The 16,858-nt window shown below is 26.9% G+C and carries 15 protein-coding genes; 9 read left to right on the top strand and 6 right to left on the bottom strand.

Going from position 1 to position 16,858, the window contains the following annotated elements; all coding sequences use genetic code 11:
• Positions 1-117 precede the first annotated feature (117 nt).
• Together ATH_RS06405 and ATH_RS06400 are read right to left on the bottom strand one after the other, a co-directional pair.
• Positions 118-858 carry a DsbC family protein gene (locus ATH_RS06405; RefSeq protein WP_066390234.1) on the bottom strand — a complete coding sequence of 247 codons (741 nt, stop codon included), beginning with the start codon at positions 856-858 and terminating at the stop codon, positions 118-120.
• Positions 859-923: 65 nt separating this feature from the next.
• Positions 924-1,823, bottom strand: coding sequence for an AEC family transporter (locus ATH_RS06400; protein ID WP_066187647.1), 900 nt, complete (start codon positions 1,821-1,823; stop codon positions 924-926).
• Between the two features lie 169 nt (positions 1,824-1,992).
• Between ATH_RS06400 and ATH_RS06395 the strand changes: the two genes are divergently transcribed.
• The 3 genes from ATH_RS06395 (at position 1,993) to ATH_RS06385 (ending at position 5,856) form a co-directional block, all read left to right on the top strand.
• Positions 1,993-2,622, top strand: a complete 630-nt coding sequence (locus tag ATH_RS06395; RefSeq protein ID WP_066187643.1) for an NAD(P)H-dependent oxidoreductase — start codon at positions 1,993-1,995, stop codon at positions 2,620-2,622.
• A gap of 47 nt (positions 2,623-2,669) precedes the next feature.
• The gene (locus ATH_RS06390) at positions 2,670-4,163 is read left to right on the top strand and encodes a hypothetical protein (protein WP_228140844.1); all 1,494 of its coding nucleotides are present in this window, start codon (positions 2,670-2,672) and stop codon (positions 4,161-4,163) included.
• A 97-nt stretch (positions 4,164-4,260) separates the two neighbouring features.
• On the top strand, positions 4,261-5,856 hold the full coding sequence (locus ATH_RS06385; RefSeq protein WP_066187640.1) for an ABC-F family ATP-binding cassette domain-containing protein: 1,596 nt from the start codon (positions 4,261-4,263) through the stop codon (positions 5,854-5,856).
• Positions 5,857-5,896: 40 nt separating this feature from the next.
• On the opposite strand, the gene ATH_RS06380 is transcribed toward ATH_RS06385, so the two are convergent.
• From ATH_RS06380 to ATH_RS06365, 4 genes are all read right to left on the bottom strand, one after another.
• Entirely contained in the window at positions 5,897-6,373 is a 477-nt protein-coding gene (locus ATH_RS06380; RefSeq protein WP_066187637.1) for an acyl-CoA thioesterase, read from the bottom strand.
• 124 nt (positions 6,374-6,497) lie between these two features.
• Positions 6,498-7,676 carry a glutathionylspermidine synthase family protein gene (locus tag ATH_RS06375; protein ID WP_066184643.1) on the bottom strand — a complete coding sequence of 393 codons (1,179 nt, stop codon included), beginning with the start codon at positions 7,674-7,676 and terminating at the stop codon, positions 6,498-6,500.
• 5 nt (positions 7,677-7,681) lie between these two features.
• A complete protein-coding gene (locus ATH_RS06370) occupies positions 7,682-8,320 on the bottom strand; it encodes a UPF0323 family lipoprotein (RefSeq protein ID WP_066184642.1) in 639 nt (212 codons plus the stop codon).
• A gap of 2 nt (positions 8,321-8,322) precedes the next feature.
• On the bottom strand, positions 8,323-9,519 hold the full coding sequence (locus ATH_RS06365) for a DEAD/DEAH box helicase (RefSeq protein WP_083196696.1): 1,197 nt from the start codon (positions 9,517-9,519) through the stop codon (positions 8,323-8,325).
• A 234-nt stretch (positions 9,520-9,753) separates the two neighbouring features.
• Between ATH_RS06365 and ATH_RS06360 the strand changes: the two genes are divergently transcribed.
• The 6 genes from ATH_RS06360 to ftsZ all read left to right on the top strand — a co-directional run bounded on the left by ATH_RS06360 (position 9,754) and on the right by ftsZ (position 16,832).
• Positions 9,754-10,110, top strand: coding sequence for an ArsC/Spx/MgsR family protein (locus tag ATH_RS06360; RefSeq protein ID WP_066184637.1), 357 nt, complete (start codon positions 9,754-9,756; stop codon positions 10,108-10,110).
• Positions 10,100-10,465 (top strand): hypothetical protein, encoded by a 366-nt coding sequence (locus ATH_RS06355; protein ID WP_066184635.1) that lies wholly within the window; start codon positions 10,100-10,102, stop codon positions 10,463-10,465. The genes ATH_RS06360 and ATH_RS06355 overlap by 11 nt, the downstream gene beginning before the upstream one ends.
• Complete coding sequence (locus ATH_RS06350; protein ID WP_228260053.1) at positions 10,455-12,788, top strand: AAA family ATPase; 2,334 nt, start codon at positions 10,455-10,457, stop codon at positions 12,786-12,788. Before ATH_RS06355 ends, ATH_RS06350 begins: the two co-directional genes overlap by 11 nt.
• A 62-nt stretch (positions 12,789-12,850) precedes the next feature.
• Positions 12,851-14,314, top strand: coding sequence for a peptidylprolyl isomerase (locus tag ATH_RS06345; RefSeq protein WP_066184633.1), 1,464 nt, complete (start codon positions 12,851-12,853; stop codon positions 14,312-14,314).
• Between the two features lie 2 nt (positions 14,315-14,316).
• Positions 14,317-15,675 (top strand): cell division protein FtsA, encoded by a 1,359-nt coding sequence (gene ftsA / locus ATH_RS06340; protein ID WP_066184632.1) that lies wholly within the window; start codon positions 14,317-14,319, stop codon positions 15,673-15,675.
• Positions 15,675-16,832 carry a cell division protein FtsZ gene (gene ftsZ / locus ATH_RS06335; RefSeq protein ID WP_066184630.1) on the top strand — a complete coding sequence of 386 codons (1,158 nt, stop codon included), beginning with the start codon at positions 15,675-15,677 and terminating at the stop codon, positions 16,830-16,832. Before ftsA ends, ftsZ begins: the two co-directional genes overlap by 1 nt.
• Positions 16,833-16,858 lie beyond the last annotated feature (26 nt).

The following is a 16,858-nucleotide window of genomic DNA, read 5'->3' as shown; positions in this document are numbered from 1 at the left end:
TCCAAAATTATAGTTTAATTTTGTCCATTCATTAAATTTAAAAAAATTAATGGTGGAATCTCAACCTGAGACCTAAGGCTGAAATTCTAACCAAAATAAATAAAAATAGAATAAATCTTAATCTAATTTAATTCCATATTTATCTAAAAGTTGTATCCAAATTACATTTTGACCATTTTTATCATATAAAGAAGGAGTTCCTTGAACACCAAGTTTTATACCTAAGTCAATTTGTTCATTTAAAAGTTTATTTAATCTTTCTTCTTCTGTTTTTGAATATTTAGCATTATCAACTTTTGATAAATCACTTCCTATATCAAACTCAAAGAAAGCATCTATCTTCTCTTTTTCTGTTTTTTTACTTAAAATATATTTACTTATTTCTCTTGCTTTTGGATGAAAATCTAAAGGATAGAAAAATACTTTGATTTTTACTTTATCTTTTAATTGAGGAAAATATGACTCAAATTTTTTACAATAAGGACATTCTGGATCTGTAAATAAGATTAACTCTTCTTTCCCATTTCCATAAGTAAATACTTCTTTACCTTTTAAAGAAGATAAATCAGCAGGAGCTTTAAGAGGTTTTCCACTTGAGCTTTCAATAACTGAACCACTTATAATATATTTTTTATCTTTTGTAAGAAAAACTTCATCTTTATTCCCTTGAACACTTATACTAAGAAGATAAAATGTTCCTGTATCAAAACCTTTCTCAACTTTAATATTTGCTCTTTTGAAAAGCTCTAATTTTTCAAATTCTGAAATTTCGTTTTGTTTTAACTTTATAAAATCTGCTTGTGCAAATATTGCAAGAAACAGAGATAAAAGTAAAGCCAATTTTATTTGCTTTAACATTTTTTTCCTTTTTAAATTTTTTTGTATATTACTAAAATATAGTTAATCTTAAGTAAAATAGTTGTTTATAATATTAAAGAAACAATATAACTTGTCCCAAATGATATTAAAATACCATAACCAATAATTGCATAACTAAGTCTTGGAGCAAGACCAGCCATTGCTGCTATTGCACCTGCTGTTATCATTGGAGCCATAGAAGCTTCAAGTATAGAAACATCACTAGCTAATCCTTCCCAGCCAAATATTTTACAAATAATAATTGCAACAATTGGAGCAAAAACAAGTTTAATAATTAATGCAATAGAAAAAGGTTTTATATCATCTTTTGGAAGTTTTAGTTGCATTTGTAATCCAGCAGCAACTAAAGCAACAGGAACAGTTGTGATAGCAAAAGCTTCTAAAACTTTTGTAATAGTTGGATGAAATTCAACACCTACAAAAAATAGTGCAATAATTAAACATAAAAAAGGTGGAAAAGTTATTACTTTTATAGTAATTAATTTAAATGTAATTTTTGTTTTACTTGTATAAATAGATACTATAAAAGTACCATAAATAGCAAAGGCTAAAAAAGTTCCAAGTTGATCATATACAAGTAAATAAGGCATAAAATCTTTATCTGGCATATAAGTTTCAATTAAAGGAATTCCTAAAAATGAGCTGTTTGTTAAAACAGCAACAAGCATTAAACTTCCAGTTACTTCTTTAGTAAAATTAAATAATTTTGATAAAAAAAGTATTAAAACTGCACTTAATGTCATAACAATCCAAGCTATTAAAACAGGAATCATAAGATCAAAAGAGAAGTTTATCTTAGGAGTTTGTAAAAGTACAATTGCAGGATAAGATACATAAAGTACAAATTTATTTAAAGCAATAGAACCATCTTTGTGCATAATATTAAGACGATTTAACATATAACCCAAAAATAGAGCAAATAAAATTAATAGTATATTTTCCATATAATACCTTAAAATATAAATAATTTTGAACTCTAACATAAAAAAATAAAAAAAATAGCCTAAATAATATCTTTATAAAAAACAAAACAAAATTATTTTAGGATTAAGTTTGGCACTATATAATAAGGATTTAAAAAAATAAAAAAACTTTTATGATTAGGAGAATAATATGGAAAAAACATTTATGGAAGCTATGGATTTTAGACATGCTTGTAAGGCTTTTGATGATACAAAAAAGATTAGTGATGAAACTATTAACTATATTTTAGAAGCAGGTAGAAAATCTCCATCATCTTTTGGACAAGAACCTTGGAAATTTTTAGTTATAACTAATCAAGAGTTAAAACAGAAGTTAAGACCAGCTTGTTGGAATCAAGTTCAAATTACATCTTGTTCTCATCTTGTGATTATCTTAGCAAAGATTAAAGATGTAAAAGCAGAGAGTAGTGAAGTATTAAGAAAGTTTAATAGAAGAGGATTACCAAAAGAGGCTGTTGAAGCATATGTAGAAAAATATGCAAATCATTTAAAAGATGATTTTGTTTCAGATAAAACAACATTTGCATGGAGTGCAAGACAAACTTATATTGCTTTAGGAAATATGATGACAGCTGCTGCTGTAAAAGGTGTAGATTCTTGTCCTATTGAAGGATTTGAAAAAGATAAACTGGAAGAACTTTTGAATCTTGATAAAACAAAATATCAAGTATCAGTTGTATTACCTTTTGGATATAGAATAAATGAACAAAGTAAGCAATTAAGAGAAGAGTTTAAAGATATAGTTGAGTTCATAAACTAAGTAGGAAAATGTTAATATCTAAGGATATTTTTTAAACAAGGGTTTAAATGCTGGTTAATATAAGTGAAATTGAAAATTGGTTAAGAGAATATGGAATAAACAACTATCATATATCAGATGATTTTTATATTTCAGTACAAGGAAATGTAAATTTAAGTGAAAAACTAAAAGGTGAGAAGCTACCTGTTAAGTTTGATAGAATAGATGGTTATTTTGATATAAGTAACAATGAACTTCCAAGTCTTGAAGGTTGTCCAAAAATTGTTATGAAAGATTTTAATTGTTCATACAATAAATTAACATCTTTATTTGATTGTCCAGTTGAGGTTGGGGATTTTGATTGTTCAAATAATAATCTAAAAAATCTATCATATGGACCAAAAGAGGTTAGAGGTTTTTATGATTGTTCGCATAATGAATTAACATCAATTAAAGCAAGTCCAAGAACAGTAAGAGGACATTTTAAATGTAATAATAATAGGCTTTCTACTTTAGAAGGTGGACCAAAAAGTATAGATACTTATTTTGATTGTTCTTCTAATATTTTAGAAAATTTAATGGGCGGACCAATTACAGTTAAGCAAGACTATATATGTAATACAAATAGAATTAGTGAGCTTGATGGTGTTGCAGATGAAATAGGTGGAGATTTAGTTACTGATATAAGATTAAATATAAATCCAAAATCAGAAGAAGATCAAGTTTTTAGATATAACGGAAGAGAAGCAGTTTCACATATTTATAGACCTTTAGTTGCTTTAACAAATGAAGAAGATATTCAAGCTTGGTTGGATAAGTTTGATATAAAGGGAACTACAATTTTACCTGATAACTCTGTTGATGTTCAAGGAGATGTAAAACTATCAAATAGATTACCAAATCTTACAAAACTTCCTTTAAATTTCAACTATGTTGATGGAGATTTTGATATTAGTGAAAATGAATTAATATCACTAGAAGGAAGTCCTACAAGAGTGGGAGGAAGTTTTTTTGCACATAAAAATGAGTTAGTATCTTTAAGAGGTGGACCAAAAGAGGTAAAAGGAAGTTTTGTTATTTTACACAACAATATAACTTCACTTCAAAACTCACCAACAGTTGTAAAAGATGATTATATATGTTCACATAACCCACTAAGAACTCTTGAAGGTATAAATACAGTTTTAGGATATGTATTTACAGGAGTTTATATTCCAAGACTTAAATGTCAAAAGTATAACTACAAAGGAATTACAACTTATAAGTATCCAGGAGATGCTGTTATGAAATATCTTGATGAAGAGTATATTTCGCTTACAGATGAAGAAAAAGCATTTGAATCTACAAAGAAAAACTTAGAAAAAGTTATCAAAAAAATGTTAAATGCAAATACTTTAACAAAAGAGATGGTAACAGACCAACTTATAAAAAATCTTACAAAATATCAATTGGATCAACTTAAAACTAAAGTATTATGGATAAAAAATCCACCAAATGAAGATAACAGCGATATTATAAGTGAAGATGATATTATGAAACTAGCTTTTGAGAAAGAGTTATAAAACTTTTTCTTAAGGCAAAAAGCTTTAAATTTGGATATAATCGCCAAAAATTAATCAAATAAAATAAAAAATTATATAAAAACGGAGTTAAATTATTATGGTTCAAACAGTTAATTTAAAGAAATCATTTGGTGCTAGAGTTCTATTTGCCGATATAAATTTAAAACTAGATAGTGGTAAAAGATATGGACTAATTGGAGCAAATGGTGCTGGAAAAACAACTTTCCTTAAAATTCTTTCAGGAGAAGAAGAAGCAACAGAAGGAGAAGTACAAATTCAAAATGGTAAAAAAGTAGGAGTATTATCTCAAAACCAATTTGCTTTTGAAAAATGTACAATTTTTGATACAGTTTTAATGGGAAATAAAAAACTATATGATGCAATTAAAGAGAAAGAAGAACTTTATATGAGTCCTGAGTTTACTGATGAGGTAAATAATAGATTAGCAGAACTTGAAATAATTTGTTGTGAGGAAGATCCAACTTATGAATATGATATTAAAGTTACAAAAATTCTTGAAGATTTAGGTTTTCCAGCTTCAAGTCATCAAAATTTAATGAGTAGCTTAACAGGTGGTGATAAAGTTAAAATCCTTTTAGCACAAGTTCTTTTCCCAAAACCAGATATTCTATTTTTAGATGAGCCTACGAATAACCTTGATATAGAAACTATTTCATGGTTAGAAAATCAACTACAACATCATGATGGAACAATGGTTGTAATATCTCACGATAGACACTTTTTAAATGCTGTTTGTACAAATATTTTAGATGTTGATTTCAAAAAAATTAGAGAATTTAGTGGAACTTATGATGATTGGTATATCGCTTCAACACTTATAGCTAAACAACAACAAACAGATGTAAATAAAAAGCAGAAAGAGAAAGAAGAACTTGAGAAATTTATTGCAAGATTTAGTGCAAATGCTTCAAAAGCAAAACAAGCAACAAGTAGACAAAAACAACTTGATAAGTTAGATATTCAGGCTATTGAAGTATCTAGTAGAAGAGATCCTTCGATTATCTTTAGACAAAAAAGAGAAGTTGGAAAAGAGCTTTTAACTGTAAAAAATATTTCAAAATCATATGATGACCAAGTAGTATTAAAAGATATATCATTCTCTCTTGAAAAAGGAGATAAAATTGCACTTATTGGACCAAATGGAGTTGGTAAAACAACATTATGTGAGATTTTAATGGGTAATTTAAAAGCAGATAATGGAGAGGTTTTATGGGGAGCAACTATTCAAAACTCATATTTCCCACAAAATACAACTGATATGATAAATGGTGATATTACTTTATATGATTGGTTAAGAGATTTTGATAGAGATGCTGATATTGCAGAGATTAGAAATTGTTTAGGAAGAATGTTATTTAATGGTCAAGAACAAGAAAAGAAAGTTAATTCTTGTAGTGGTGGAGAAAAACATAGAATGATGCTTTCTAAAATTATGTTAGAGCAAGGAAATTTTTTAGTTCTTGATGAACCTACTAACCACCTTGATTTAGAAGCTATTATTGCTTTAGGTGAGGGACTACATCAATATATTGGATCTGTTATTTGTGTTACACACGATAGAGAGTTACTTGACTCATATGCAAATAGAATTATAGAGATTCAAGCTGATGGCTCAATAATTGATTTTAAAGGAACTTACGAAGAGTTCTTAGAACAAAAAGCTATTGCTTAAATTAAATATAATAAAGCTTAGTAGATAAATCTACTAGGCTTTATTGCTTTGCATGTCTTGAAGACATTCTAAACTCTTTTCTCTTTAGAGCATCGTTATATCTTCTTTTATCATCTTCTGTTACTAAATCAAGTTTTGGAACAGGAACAGGGATTCCATCTTCATTTACACTAACCATTGTAAAATAGCATACATTTGTATTTTTAATAGTATGGTCTTTAATATCTTCAGAAATGACTTTAATACCTATTTCCATAGAAGTTCTTCCAGTATAATTTACAGAAGCATGAAAAGTAACCAAAGAACCAATTTTAATTGGATTTTTAAATAATACCATATCAACAGAAAGAGTAACTGCATAGTTTCCACTATATCTAGCAGCACAAGCATAAGCAACTTGATCTAGCATTTTTAAAATCTCTCCACCATGAACATTTTTTCCAGAGAAATTTGCTTTTTCTGGAGTCATAAGCATAGACATTGTAAGAGATTTTTCTCTTTTTACTTCTTCATTCATCTAATATCCTTAAAATTATTTTTTAAAAGTACAATTGTATTCAAAATATATATATTCTCGTTAAAAAAGATCTTCAAATCTATATTAATAATAAATTATTGAATAAAAGTAACATAAATTAATCTTATTTTATAAAGTGTCCTACAAATTTTGACATATTATTTAAAATCTTTCCACCTCTTCTAAAACCTAAAGCACAAGCTTCATAAGCATAAAAAACTCCAGCTTGATACCAATTACCATTTGAATCTTTTGGAAAATCTACATACTCTTGATAAATTGCCTTATGACCATCATAATCACCATCTGTTTCTATATCAGTTGAGCCATCAGAATTTACTATTTTTATATTTGCTCCTTCTCGACCAAATGCTCTTTTTTCAACATATTTTTTACCTTCTAATGGTTCATAAGATGTCTCTAAAAGTAAAGGATGATTTGGATACAAATCCCACAATATTTTCATAAATGCTTTTGATTGGAAAATTAAAGTATAAGCAGGATTAAAGATAATTGCTTTTTTCTCTTTTATAATTTCTGTTAATATAAGTGCTAATTCATTCTCTTGTATAGCTATATCTTCCCAAGGAATAAGTTTAAACCAGAATTCAAAAAGCTCATCACCTTTAAATATACCATCATCACTAAATTCAACATTTTCAATAAATTCAAAATCTGTATTAAATCCAGCTTCAGATGCGATATGTTGTAAAAGTTTTGTTGTATTTATATCTTCACTTGAGCTTGAAATACTTGAAAAAAGTATTTTCCAGCCAAGTTTATTATAGTACTCTTCAAAATTTTCAATATCACTATTTAAAGTGATAATTCTTTTGAAATTATCAATTAGTGCATCATAAAGATTATTAAATTGACTAGTTTCATCTAAAGAATTTTGTTTTAATATAGCCCATTGAATAATAGCTGTTTCAAAAAGTGAAGTTGGAGTATCTGCATTAAACTCAATAAGTTTAATAGCTTTTCCATCTAAACCACCTGCTAAATCAAATCTTGAATATAGATGCCAGTGAACATCATTTTCCCACGACTCTTTTACAAGTTCAACTAAATTAAAAGGAATATTTAATTCATGAAAAAGATCATTATCTATTACATATTGACCAGCTTCACTAAACATCTCATAAAGTTCATTTGCTGCTTCATAATATGCTTCAGCTTCAGCTTCACTTATTACAACAAGCTCATCGCTAATATATGAACTTTCATCACTATCTGTATGCCAAATAAATCCAATTGATTCTAAATAATCATTTGAAAGAGGTTTTAATTTCTCTAATTTCATAATATTTAACCACCAAAACTTGAATTAGATGAAGATCTGTTTGATGAATTGTTTCCACCAAAAAAACCACTTTTTCTACTACTACTTGCGTTTGATTTTGTACCTGCATTTCTATTATTGAATGAATTTTGAGATTTACTATAAGTTTGAGGAGATTTATATTGAGCAGCTCTTTGATTATTAAAATTTTGATTATTAAATAGTTTATTACCAAGCCAAGAACCAATCATAGCTCCAGCTATTGAAGATAATAAAACTCCACCAAGACCCATTCCACCACTACTCATTTCAGGATTTGTAAGAGCAGATGTTCCTGCATCAATTTTTTTCTCTTCTTCTTTTACAAGTTTATCAATTTCTGCTTGAGATAAAATTCTTTCACTACCATCTGGATTTCTTAAAACAATAGTTGTTTTTGAAGCTGGAAATTCATCTGCAATTTTGTAGTTTCCATTTACATCTTGTTCTACAATTACAAAAGCACCCTGTTGTTGACTGGCATTTGAAATAGTATTACTATTTTGCCCTTGATTTTGGTTTTGACTATTTGCATCATTACAAGCTGTTAAACCAAAAATTAAGAAACTACTTATTCCACCAATTTTTGCAAAGTTTTTTAGTTGTTTAAAATTTTTATTTTTCATAATTAAGCCCTTTTTGTAATTTTTCTAAATTTATCACTTTTTTTAGTTTTTTTACTACTATTTGATTGTTCTTTTGTCTTTGATAAAGCTTTTTTATCTTTTATAGATTTTACAGTTTTTTGTTTAATTCTTGGTTTCTTTTCTAAAGTTTCAAAGCCATCAAGCTCATATCTTTTTACATTTAAAATAAGCTCTTTTTCTATCTCAGTAAAAAACTTATAATCTTTTACACTTAAAAAGCTTATTGCTGTTCCAATATTACCAGCACGACCAGTTCTACCAACTCTATGAGTAAAATCATTTATACTTTGTGGAAGTGTAAAATTTATAACACAAGGTAAATTTTCAATGTCAATTCCACGTGCAGCAATATCTGTACATACAAGAACTTGTATCTCTTTTTCTTTGAATTTTCGCAAAGCTAATGCTCTTGAACTTTGTCTTATATCACCGTGAATACAAGATGCTTTGATTCCATCAAGAATAAGATTTTCTACAATATTATTTGCTTCATCTTTTTTATTTACAAAAATTAAAGCTTGGCTTATGTTTTTTGAACCAATCAAAAAAGATAGTGCTTCAAGTTTTTTATCTTGATCAACTAAAACTGCCTCGTGATTTATACTTGTTACACTTTGTCTTTGTGTTGTTACTTCAATTACTGCTGGATTATTTAAAAACTCTTTTGCAAGTTTTTTTACAGTTGAATTAATAGTTGCACTAAACATAGAAATTTGTCTACTTTTCCCAATATTTGGTAAAATCATCTCTAAATCTTTTACAAATCCCATATCAAGCATAACATCAAGTTCATCTATTACAACATATTTAACACTTGCAAGATTTATACTAGATTCTTTTATATGTTCAAGAAGTCTTCCAGCAGTTGCCACAACAATATTTGTACCAGCACTTAATTTTTTTGATTGTAGATTTTTACTTTCACCACCAAAAACAGCAACTCTTTTTATATCTAAATATTTTGAATAATCATCTATTGAGTTTACTATCTGTTTTGCTAGTTCTCTTGTAGGAGCTACAATTAAAGCTCTTAAAATATTATTTGAAGATTTCTTTTGCTCTTCTATTAAATTTTGTAAAATAGGAAGAATAAAAGCACAGCTTTTCCCTGTACCACTTTGTGAAATTCCAATTATATCTTTTCCTTTTAAAGTTAAAGGAATAGCTTTTTCTTGAATTGCAGTTGGATTTTCATAATTTAAATCATTGAGAGCTTTTAAAATATTTTCGTCTAAATTTAAGCTTGAAAAAGTTTTTATAATTTATCCTTTTTTGAATTATTGATATATATTTTATCAAAAAAAATATACTATTTCCCTTTATTTAATAGCATTGCAAAATGTAATCTTATTTATATATAAAATATTTTTTAGATATAATCAAACAAATTTTAAAATACTTTAGAGGTAAATATGCAAAACATAGAGATTTGGCACAATCAATCTTGTTCAAAATCAAATAGTGCAAAAGATTATTTAGATAGTAATAAAATAGCTGTAAAAGTAAGAGATTATTTAGATAATCCACCAAGTAAAGAGGAGTTAAAAGAGCTATTAACAAAGTTAAATCTAAAAATAAAAGATATTATAAGAGATAGCGAAAAACTATATTATGACTTAGATATACAAAAGATACAAGATGATGAAAATCTTTTAGAAATAGTTTCAAAAAATCCAATTTTAATTCAAAGACCAATTATAATTGGAGAAACAAAAGCTTTTATAGCAAGACCACCACTAAAAATTGAAGAGATTTTGAATGAATTTTAGTACAAATGAGAAGCAAGAAAGAGTAAAATATATAAGAGTTTTAGAGAAGTTTTTTACTAAAACAATATCACTTTTAAAGCTTGAAAATTTTGATAAAGAGCTTTTTTTAAAAAGAACAGAGAAAAACTATGAAGATTTTTCTAAAACAAAGAAAGTAGAGCTATATTCAGAATATTATGCAATATTAAATGGTTTTGTCGAAAAAGTACTTTCATATTTAAAAAATTCTAGTGAAACTTTTGAAGAAGAAAGGGCAATATTATTAAAAGAGGCAAATCTTTTACAAAAAGAGAAAAATAAAACAAGATATAAAAAAGATAAACATAAAAAAGATAGATATGATGATGGAAACTGAAAAAAAGTACAATTTAAGTGGTGTACTTAAAAAGGTACTTTATCAAAATGATGAGAATAAATATGTAATTGCAGTATTAGATAATAATCAAAAAATCTGTGGAACATATTTTGATACAAATATTGAAAAACTTGTTGGAGAAGAGATACTTTTAAAAGGAAACTGGATAACTCATAGTAAATATGGAGTTCAGTTTGAATTTGATACTTTGGAAGTAAAAGAGCAAGAGCTTTTCTTTTTTCTTACAAAAATAGTAAAAGGCTTTACAAAAAAAGCAGCAAGTGAGATTTTGGATAAATATGGAGAAGAGAAGTTAATAGATATTTTAGAAAACAATCCAAATGAACTTTTAAATATTAAAGGAATTAAAGAGAAAAAATTAAAGATGATTCTATCATCTTGGCACTCTTTTAAACATTTAAGAGAACTAGGAGCTTTTTTAGCAAAATTTAAAGTAAGTTCAAGTCTTATTACAAAAATATATTCAACTTTTAGTGAGATTGAAAACTTAATTGAAAAGATAAAAGAGAATCCATATATTTTAACAAACATAAAAGGAATAGGTTTTAAAAGAGCAGATGAGATTGCAAAATCTTTAGGAATAGATCCTAAATCTGCTTTTAGATTAAGATCTTGTATAAATTATACTTTAAAAGAGTATTGCGATAATAATGGTAACTCTTCAATAGATAAATATCATTTATATAAACTTTTAGATGATAGTTTAAGATTTGATAATGAAGAGCTTTTATATGAAGAGGTTATCATACAAATGTTGGCAAAAGAAGAGCTTTTTTCTACAAAAGAGAATAGAGTTGCCTTATCAATGCTTTATTATTCTGAAAGATCTATTTTAGAGTTTTTTAATAGAAGAAAAGATGATAAAAATAGAAAAATTGTAGAAAACTTTGATGAATATTTAGAAAAAAAGCAGGAAAGTTTAGGATTTATTTTAAGTGATGAACAAAAAAAAGCTGTTAAACTTATAAATAGTGGAGAAAAAACACTATTTTTAATTGGATATGCTGGAACTGGAAAATCTACTTCAAGTAGGGCTATTTTAGAACTTCTAGGAGAAGTTGTATCTTATGATGATATTATGACAATTGCACTTTCTGGAATTGCAAGTCAAAGAATAAGTGATACAACAGGATATAACTCATGTACAATTCAAAGCCTTTTAGTAAAACATAAAGAGAAAGATTTTTTTCCTTATAAAGTGATACTTCTTGATGAAGCCTCAATGGTAAATTCTATAACTTTCTATCAAATAATAAGCAAAATTTCTGATGATACAGTTTTTATAATAGTTGGTGATGATGGACAGCTTCCAGCAATTGGAGCTGGAAATATATTAGCTGATAGTATAAAATATGAATTAGCTCCAATTTGTAAGCTTACAAAAATTTATAGACAAAATGAGAACCAAGCAATTGCTTTAATTGCAAATGAGATAAGAAAAGGTGAATTACCAAACTATAAAGAAGATTATGAAGATTTTAAATTTGTAGATGTTTCAATAAACAACTATTATGGAATAAAAAACTCTTTGAGTAATAGTGAGTTTTCAAATATGAGATTTGAAAATAGTGAACTTATATTAAATACTATTTTAAATATTGCAAGTGAGTTTATAGTAGATTATTACTCTTTTATAAAAGATAAAAGCATAGGAAAAGCATTAACTCTTTTTCAAGTAATAACTCCTATGAAAGGTGGAGTTTTAGGAGTAGAGAATATAAATATTGAACTACAAAAATTATTTAATCATACAAAAAATAGAAGTTTAAAAATAAAAGATATGGAGTATAAATTAACTGATAAAGTTATACATATTAAAAATGAAAATATGAAGGCTCAAACTATGAGTATGTATAAAAATAACTCTAGCGAATTTCTTGAAAGAAGAGTTTATAATGGACAATTAGGATTGATTATTAAGCTTGATTTTGATGATGAAAAATGCATTGTTTTATATCCAAATGATGATATGGTTGTTTTCTATGATTTTGATAATATAAATAATCTTTTAAATCTAGCATATTGTTTAACAATCCATAAAACTCAGGGTATGGAGTATGAAAATGCACTTATACCTATGAGTTTTTCACACTATATAATGCACAATACAAAACTACTTTATACAGCAATTACAAGAGCAAAAAAGATGTGCTTTGTTGTAGGAGAAGAAGAGGCTTTTAAAAGTGCTTGTAAAAAAATAGAGGTAACAATTAGAGAGAGTGTTGTTAATGATATTTTAAGTAAAAACATAGTATTAGAAGAGAAAAGTTTAGAAACAAATAGTATATCTATTCCTATTTAAATATGATAAAAGCAAGTTTTTAGTAATATGATATCTAAAAATTTTTAAGAGGATTTATATATATGATAACTTGGATGCAAAGACATAAAAGATGGTTAGTTATTACTATTTGGATAAGTACAATAGCATTTGTGGGTGCTGGATTCGTTGGTTGGGGATCATATAGTTATGGTTCAAAATCAGGAGTAGTAGCTACAATTGGAGATAGAGAGATTAAATTTGAAGAGTTAAACCAAGAGTATTCAAGTTTATATAATCAATATTCACAACTTTTTGGATCATCATTTAATCAAGAGATTGCAAAACAGTTAAGATTAGAAGATATTGCACTTTCACAACTATTACAAAAAAGACTTATAATGGCTTATGGAGAGGATTTAGGTCTTAAATCTACTGAAGAAGAAGTTGTAAAAGAAATTTTAAAATATGAAGATTTTAAAATAGATGGTAAATTTAGTAAAGAGCAATATATTAAAGTTCTTACACAAAATAGAATAACTCCAGCTCAATTTGAACTTAGTTTAAGAGATGCAGCTCTTTTCCAAAAAATCCAAGCTCTATTTACAATGAATGTTTCTGAAAATAGTTTAAAAAATATTGGTAAATTACTATTTTTAGAAGATGATATTGAATATAAAATTTTATCACTAAATGATATTAGTGTAAAAATAGATGAAGAAAAAGCAAAAGAGTTTTTTGAAAAAAACAGAATGAAATATAATAGTCAAAGAGCTTATGAACTTGATATTAAAAAACTAAATGTAAAAAATGGAACAAGTTCAGAAGATGATATTAAAAAATATTTTGATAGATTTAAAAGTGATTATAAGTTTGAAGATGGAAAGTTAAAAACTTTTGAAGAAGCAAGAGCTGAAGTTATTGAAAACTTAGATGAAAGTAATAGTAAAAAAGAGGCATTAACTTTATATATGAAACTAAAAAAAGGTGAAATAAACTTTGATTCAAGTAAAACTTTTTCAGAAAATAAATTACCTTTTTTAGCTGAAAATATTGATAATGTAACTTCTCTAAAAGATGGTGAAATAGGGAAGCCATTTTTAGATAATGGAAGTTTTTATATAGTAAAAATGATTAAAAATATTGCACCAAAACCTTTGAGTTTTGAAGAAGCAAAAACTACTATTTATAAAGATGCATTAAATGAAGAGAGATATAAACTTCTAAAAGAGAAAGCAAATAGCGACTTATCTACATTTAAAGGAAAAGTTTATAAAAATATAAATAGAGAGAGTATAAAAGCATTTAAAGATTTAAATGAAAATGAAGCTCAAGAACTTTTAAGTGCTTTATTTATAACAACAACAAAAGAGTCTTTTGTTGAACTAGAAGATAAAATTGTTCTTTATAGAGTTCTTGATTCTAAGTTTAAAGAGCTATCAAATGAAGATCTTGACTTAGTAAAACCAGAAATAGAGTCTTTAATAGAAAATGAAATTTTAGTAAATTTATTAAAAAAACTAGAACTAAAATATGAGATTAAAACTTATATGCAAAATAAGGAGTAATTTTGAATAATACAGATGTTTTATTATCTTTAAGCATAGGTTCAAGCTCCATTGTAGCAGCTATTTCAAAACCTAAGTATGATATTGATAATAGTATTGAAATCTTAGGTTTTGGTAGTGTTCAAAGTAGTGGAGTACATAAAGGTTTAATTATAAATATAGAAGAAGCTTCAAGATCAATAAAATCAGCTATTTTAAAAGCAAAAGAGAGTGCAGCTGATATTACTATTGGTTCAACTGTTGTTTCTATATCAGGGAATTATACATCAGGAATAAAAGGAGAAGGAGCTGTAACTATCCAAAATGGTTTGATTACAGAATCTCATATATCACAAGCTATGCAGATGGCTCTTTCTAACTCTACTATTAATATTGATTATGATGTAGTTCATGTAATTCCTACATCTTTTGTTGTTGATGGAGTTGAAGTTGATAATCCAATAAGAATGAATGGATCAAGGCTTGAAGTAAATGTTTATATAGTTGCAGCAAAAAGAAATGCTCTTATAAATATAAAATCAGCTTTAAGAGTTTTTGGAATAGAAGATATAAGTTTTGTACTTGACTCTTATGCAGCAGCACTATCTGTTTTAGATGAACAACAAAAGAAAATTGGAGCTGTTGTTATAAATCTTGGTTCTACAACAACAGAATTTGTCTATTATAAAGGGAACTCTATTATTTATAATGGTTTTTTACCTGTTGGATCAAACAATATTACAAATGATTTATCACTAACTCTTCAAACACCAATTCCATTTGCTGAGCAATTAAAAAAAGATCATGGTTCTTTAATTAAAAATTATTCAACACAAGAAGAGGCTGCAAAGGTATCTATTCCTAGAATAAATGATGAAGATGTTTTTTCTGATATTGCACTTGATTTTATACAAGGAATTGTTCATGCAAGAGTTGAAGAGACTTTAGTTCTTGTAAGAAATGAGTTAAAAAAATATGCAATTTTAGACAATATAGGATCAGGAATAGTTCTTACAGGTGGAATGAGTGAAACAATAGGAATAAAAGAGTTATCAAAAAAAGTTTTTGAAGGTATTCCTGTTGCTATTGCTACACCTAAAGCTCTTCCAAATGCATTTAGAGTTAGATTTGATGAATTAAATATGTCTTCTATTGTTGGACTTATGATGTTTGGTTTAGGAATTAATAGAGCTTATCAAATTGATTCAAATAAAAGATTAATTAAACCAATAAGAAAAGAAAAACCAGTGGAAAATATAAGTGATAACTTCAATCAAGAAATAGGATTACAAAAAGAGCAATTGGAAACTAATACTCTTCTTGAGCCTATTCAACAAAAGAAAAAAACAGGACTATTTACTAGACTTACGGAGTGGTTTTAATGGGAAATAATCTATTTAAAATGGATGATATAATTGTAACAGAGCAAATGCCAACTAAAGCACTTTCAAATAATCTTCCAAAAATTGCAGTAATTGGAGTTGGTGGTGGTGGTTGTAATATGGTAAATCATATGATAGAAGAGGGAACTCATCTAATTGATTTGATTGTTGCAAATACAGATTTAAAAGTTTTACATGTATCAAAAGCACCAAAAAAGATTGAACTAGGACCAAAACTTACAAATGGTTTTGGTGCAGGAATGGATCCAGAAGTTGGAAGAGATGCTGCACTTGAAAGTTATGAAGAAATAAAAGAAATTTTAAAAGGTTCAGATATTGTTTTTGTGGCTGCTGGATTAGGTGGAGGAACAGGAACAGGAGCTGCTCCAATAGTTGCAAAAGCAGCTAAAGAGAGTGGAGCTTTAACTGTTTCAGTTGTTACAAAACCTTTCTCTCATGAAGGAATTATGAGAGCAGGACTTGCAAATACAGGACTTGAAGAATTAAAAAAAGTTAGTGATTCATTAATTATTATTTCAAATGATAAATTATTAGAATCAGTTGATGAAGCAATATCTTTTAAAAATGCTTATAAAGTAGTTGATAATATATTATATCAAGCTGTTAATGGAATGAGCCAAGTTATTTTAAATCCTGGAAGTGGAAGTGATCAAAATGCTGACTTTGCTGATGTAAGAACTATTATGAAGCATAAAGGTATTGCATTAATGGGAATTGGGAAAGCAAAAGGTGAGAATTCAGCTTTTAGAGCTTTAGAAAATGCTATTAATTCACCACTTTTAGAGAAAGTTCCTTTAGATGGAGCAAAAGGAGTTTTAGTTCACCTTACAATTAGTGGAGAAATTGGTCTTTTTGAAGTTAGTGCAATTTTCTCAAATATTGGAGAAAGAGTAGATAAATATGCTCAAATTATTCATGGAATTTCTTATGATAATACTTTTGCACCAGATGAAGTAAAAATTACAATTATTGCAACAGGTTTTGAAAGTAAAAATAAAGGTGATAATGAAAATATAGAATTATATTCAGAGCAAAATGAAGTAAATAATAAAGAGCAAAAAACTGAAAATTGTGAGTCTAAATTAGATACTCCACCTAGAATGAGAGATTATATTATTCAATATACACTTTATTAAAAGAAGAGCTTAAAAAAGCTTCTCTT

Origin of the sequence: Aliarcobacter thereius LMG 24486, from assembly GCF_004214815.1 — a bacterium.
In the GTDB taxonomy this organism is placed as follows: Bacteria; Campylobacterota; Campylobacteria; order Campylobacterales; family Arcobacteraceae; genus Aliarcobacter; species Aliarcobacter thereius.
The sequence above is the reverse complement of the archived record's forward strand: the minus strand, read 5'-3'. Positions and strand labels throughout refer to the sequence as shown.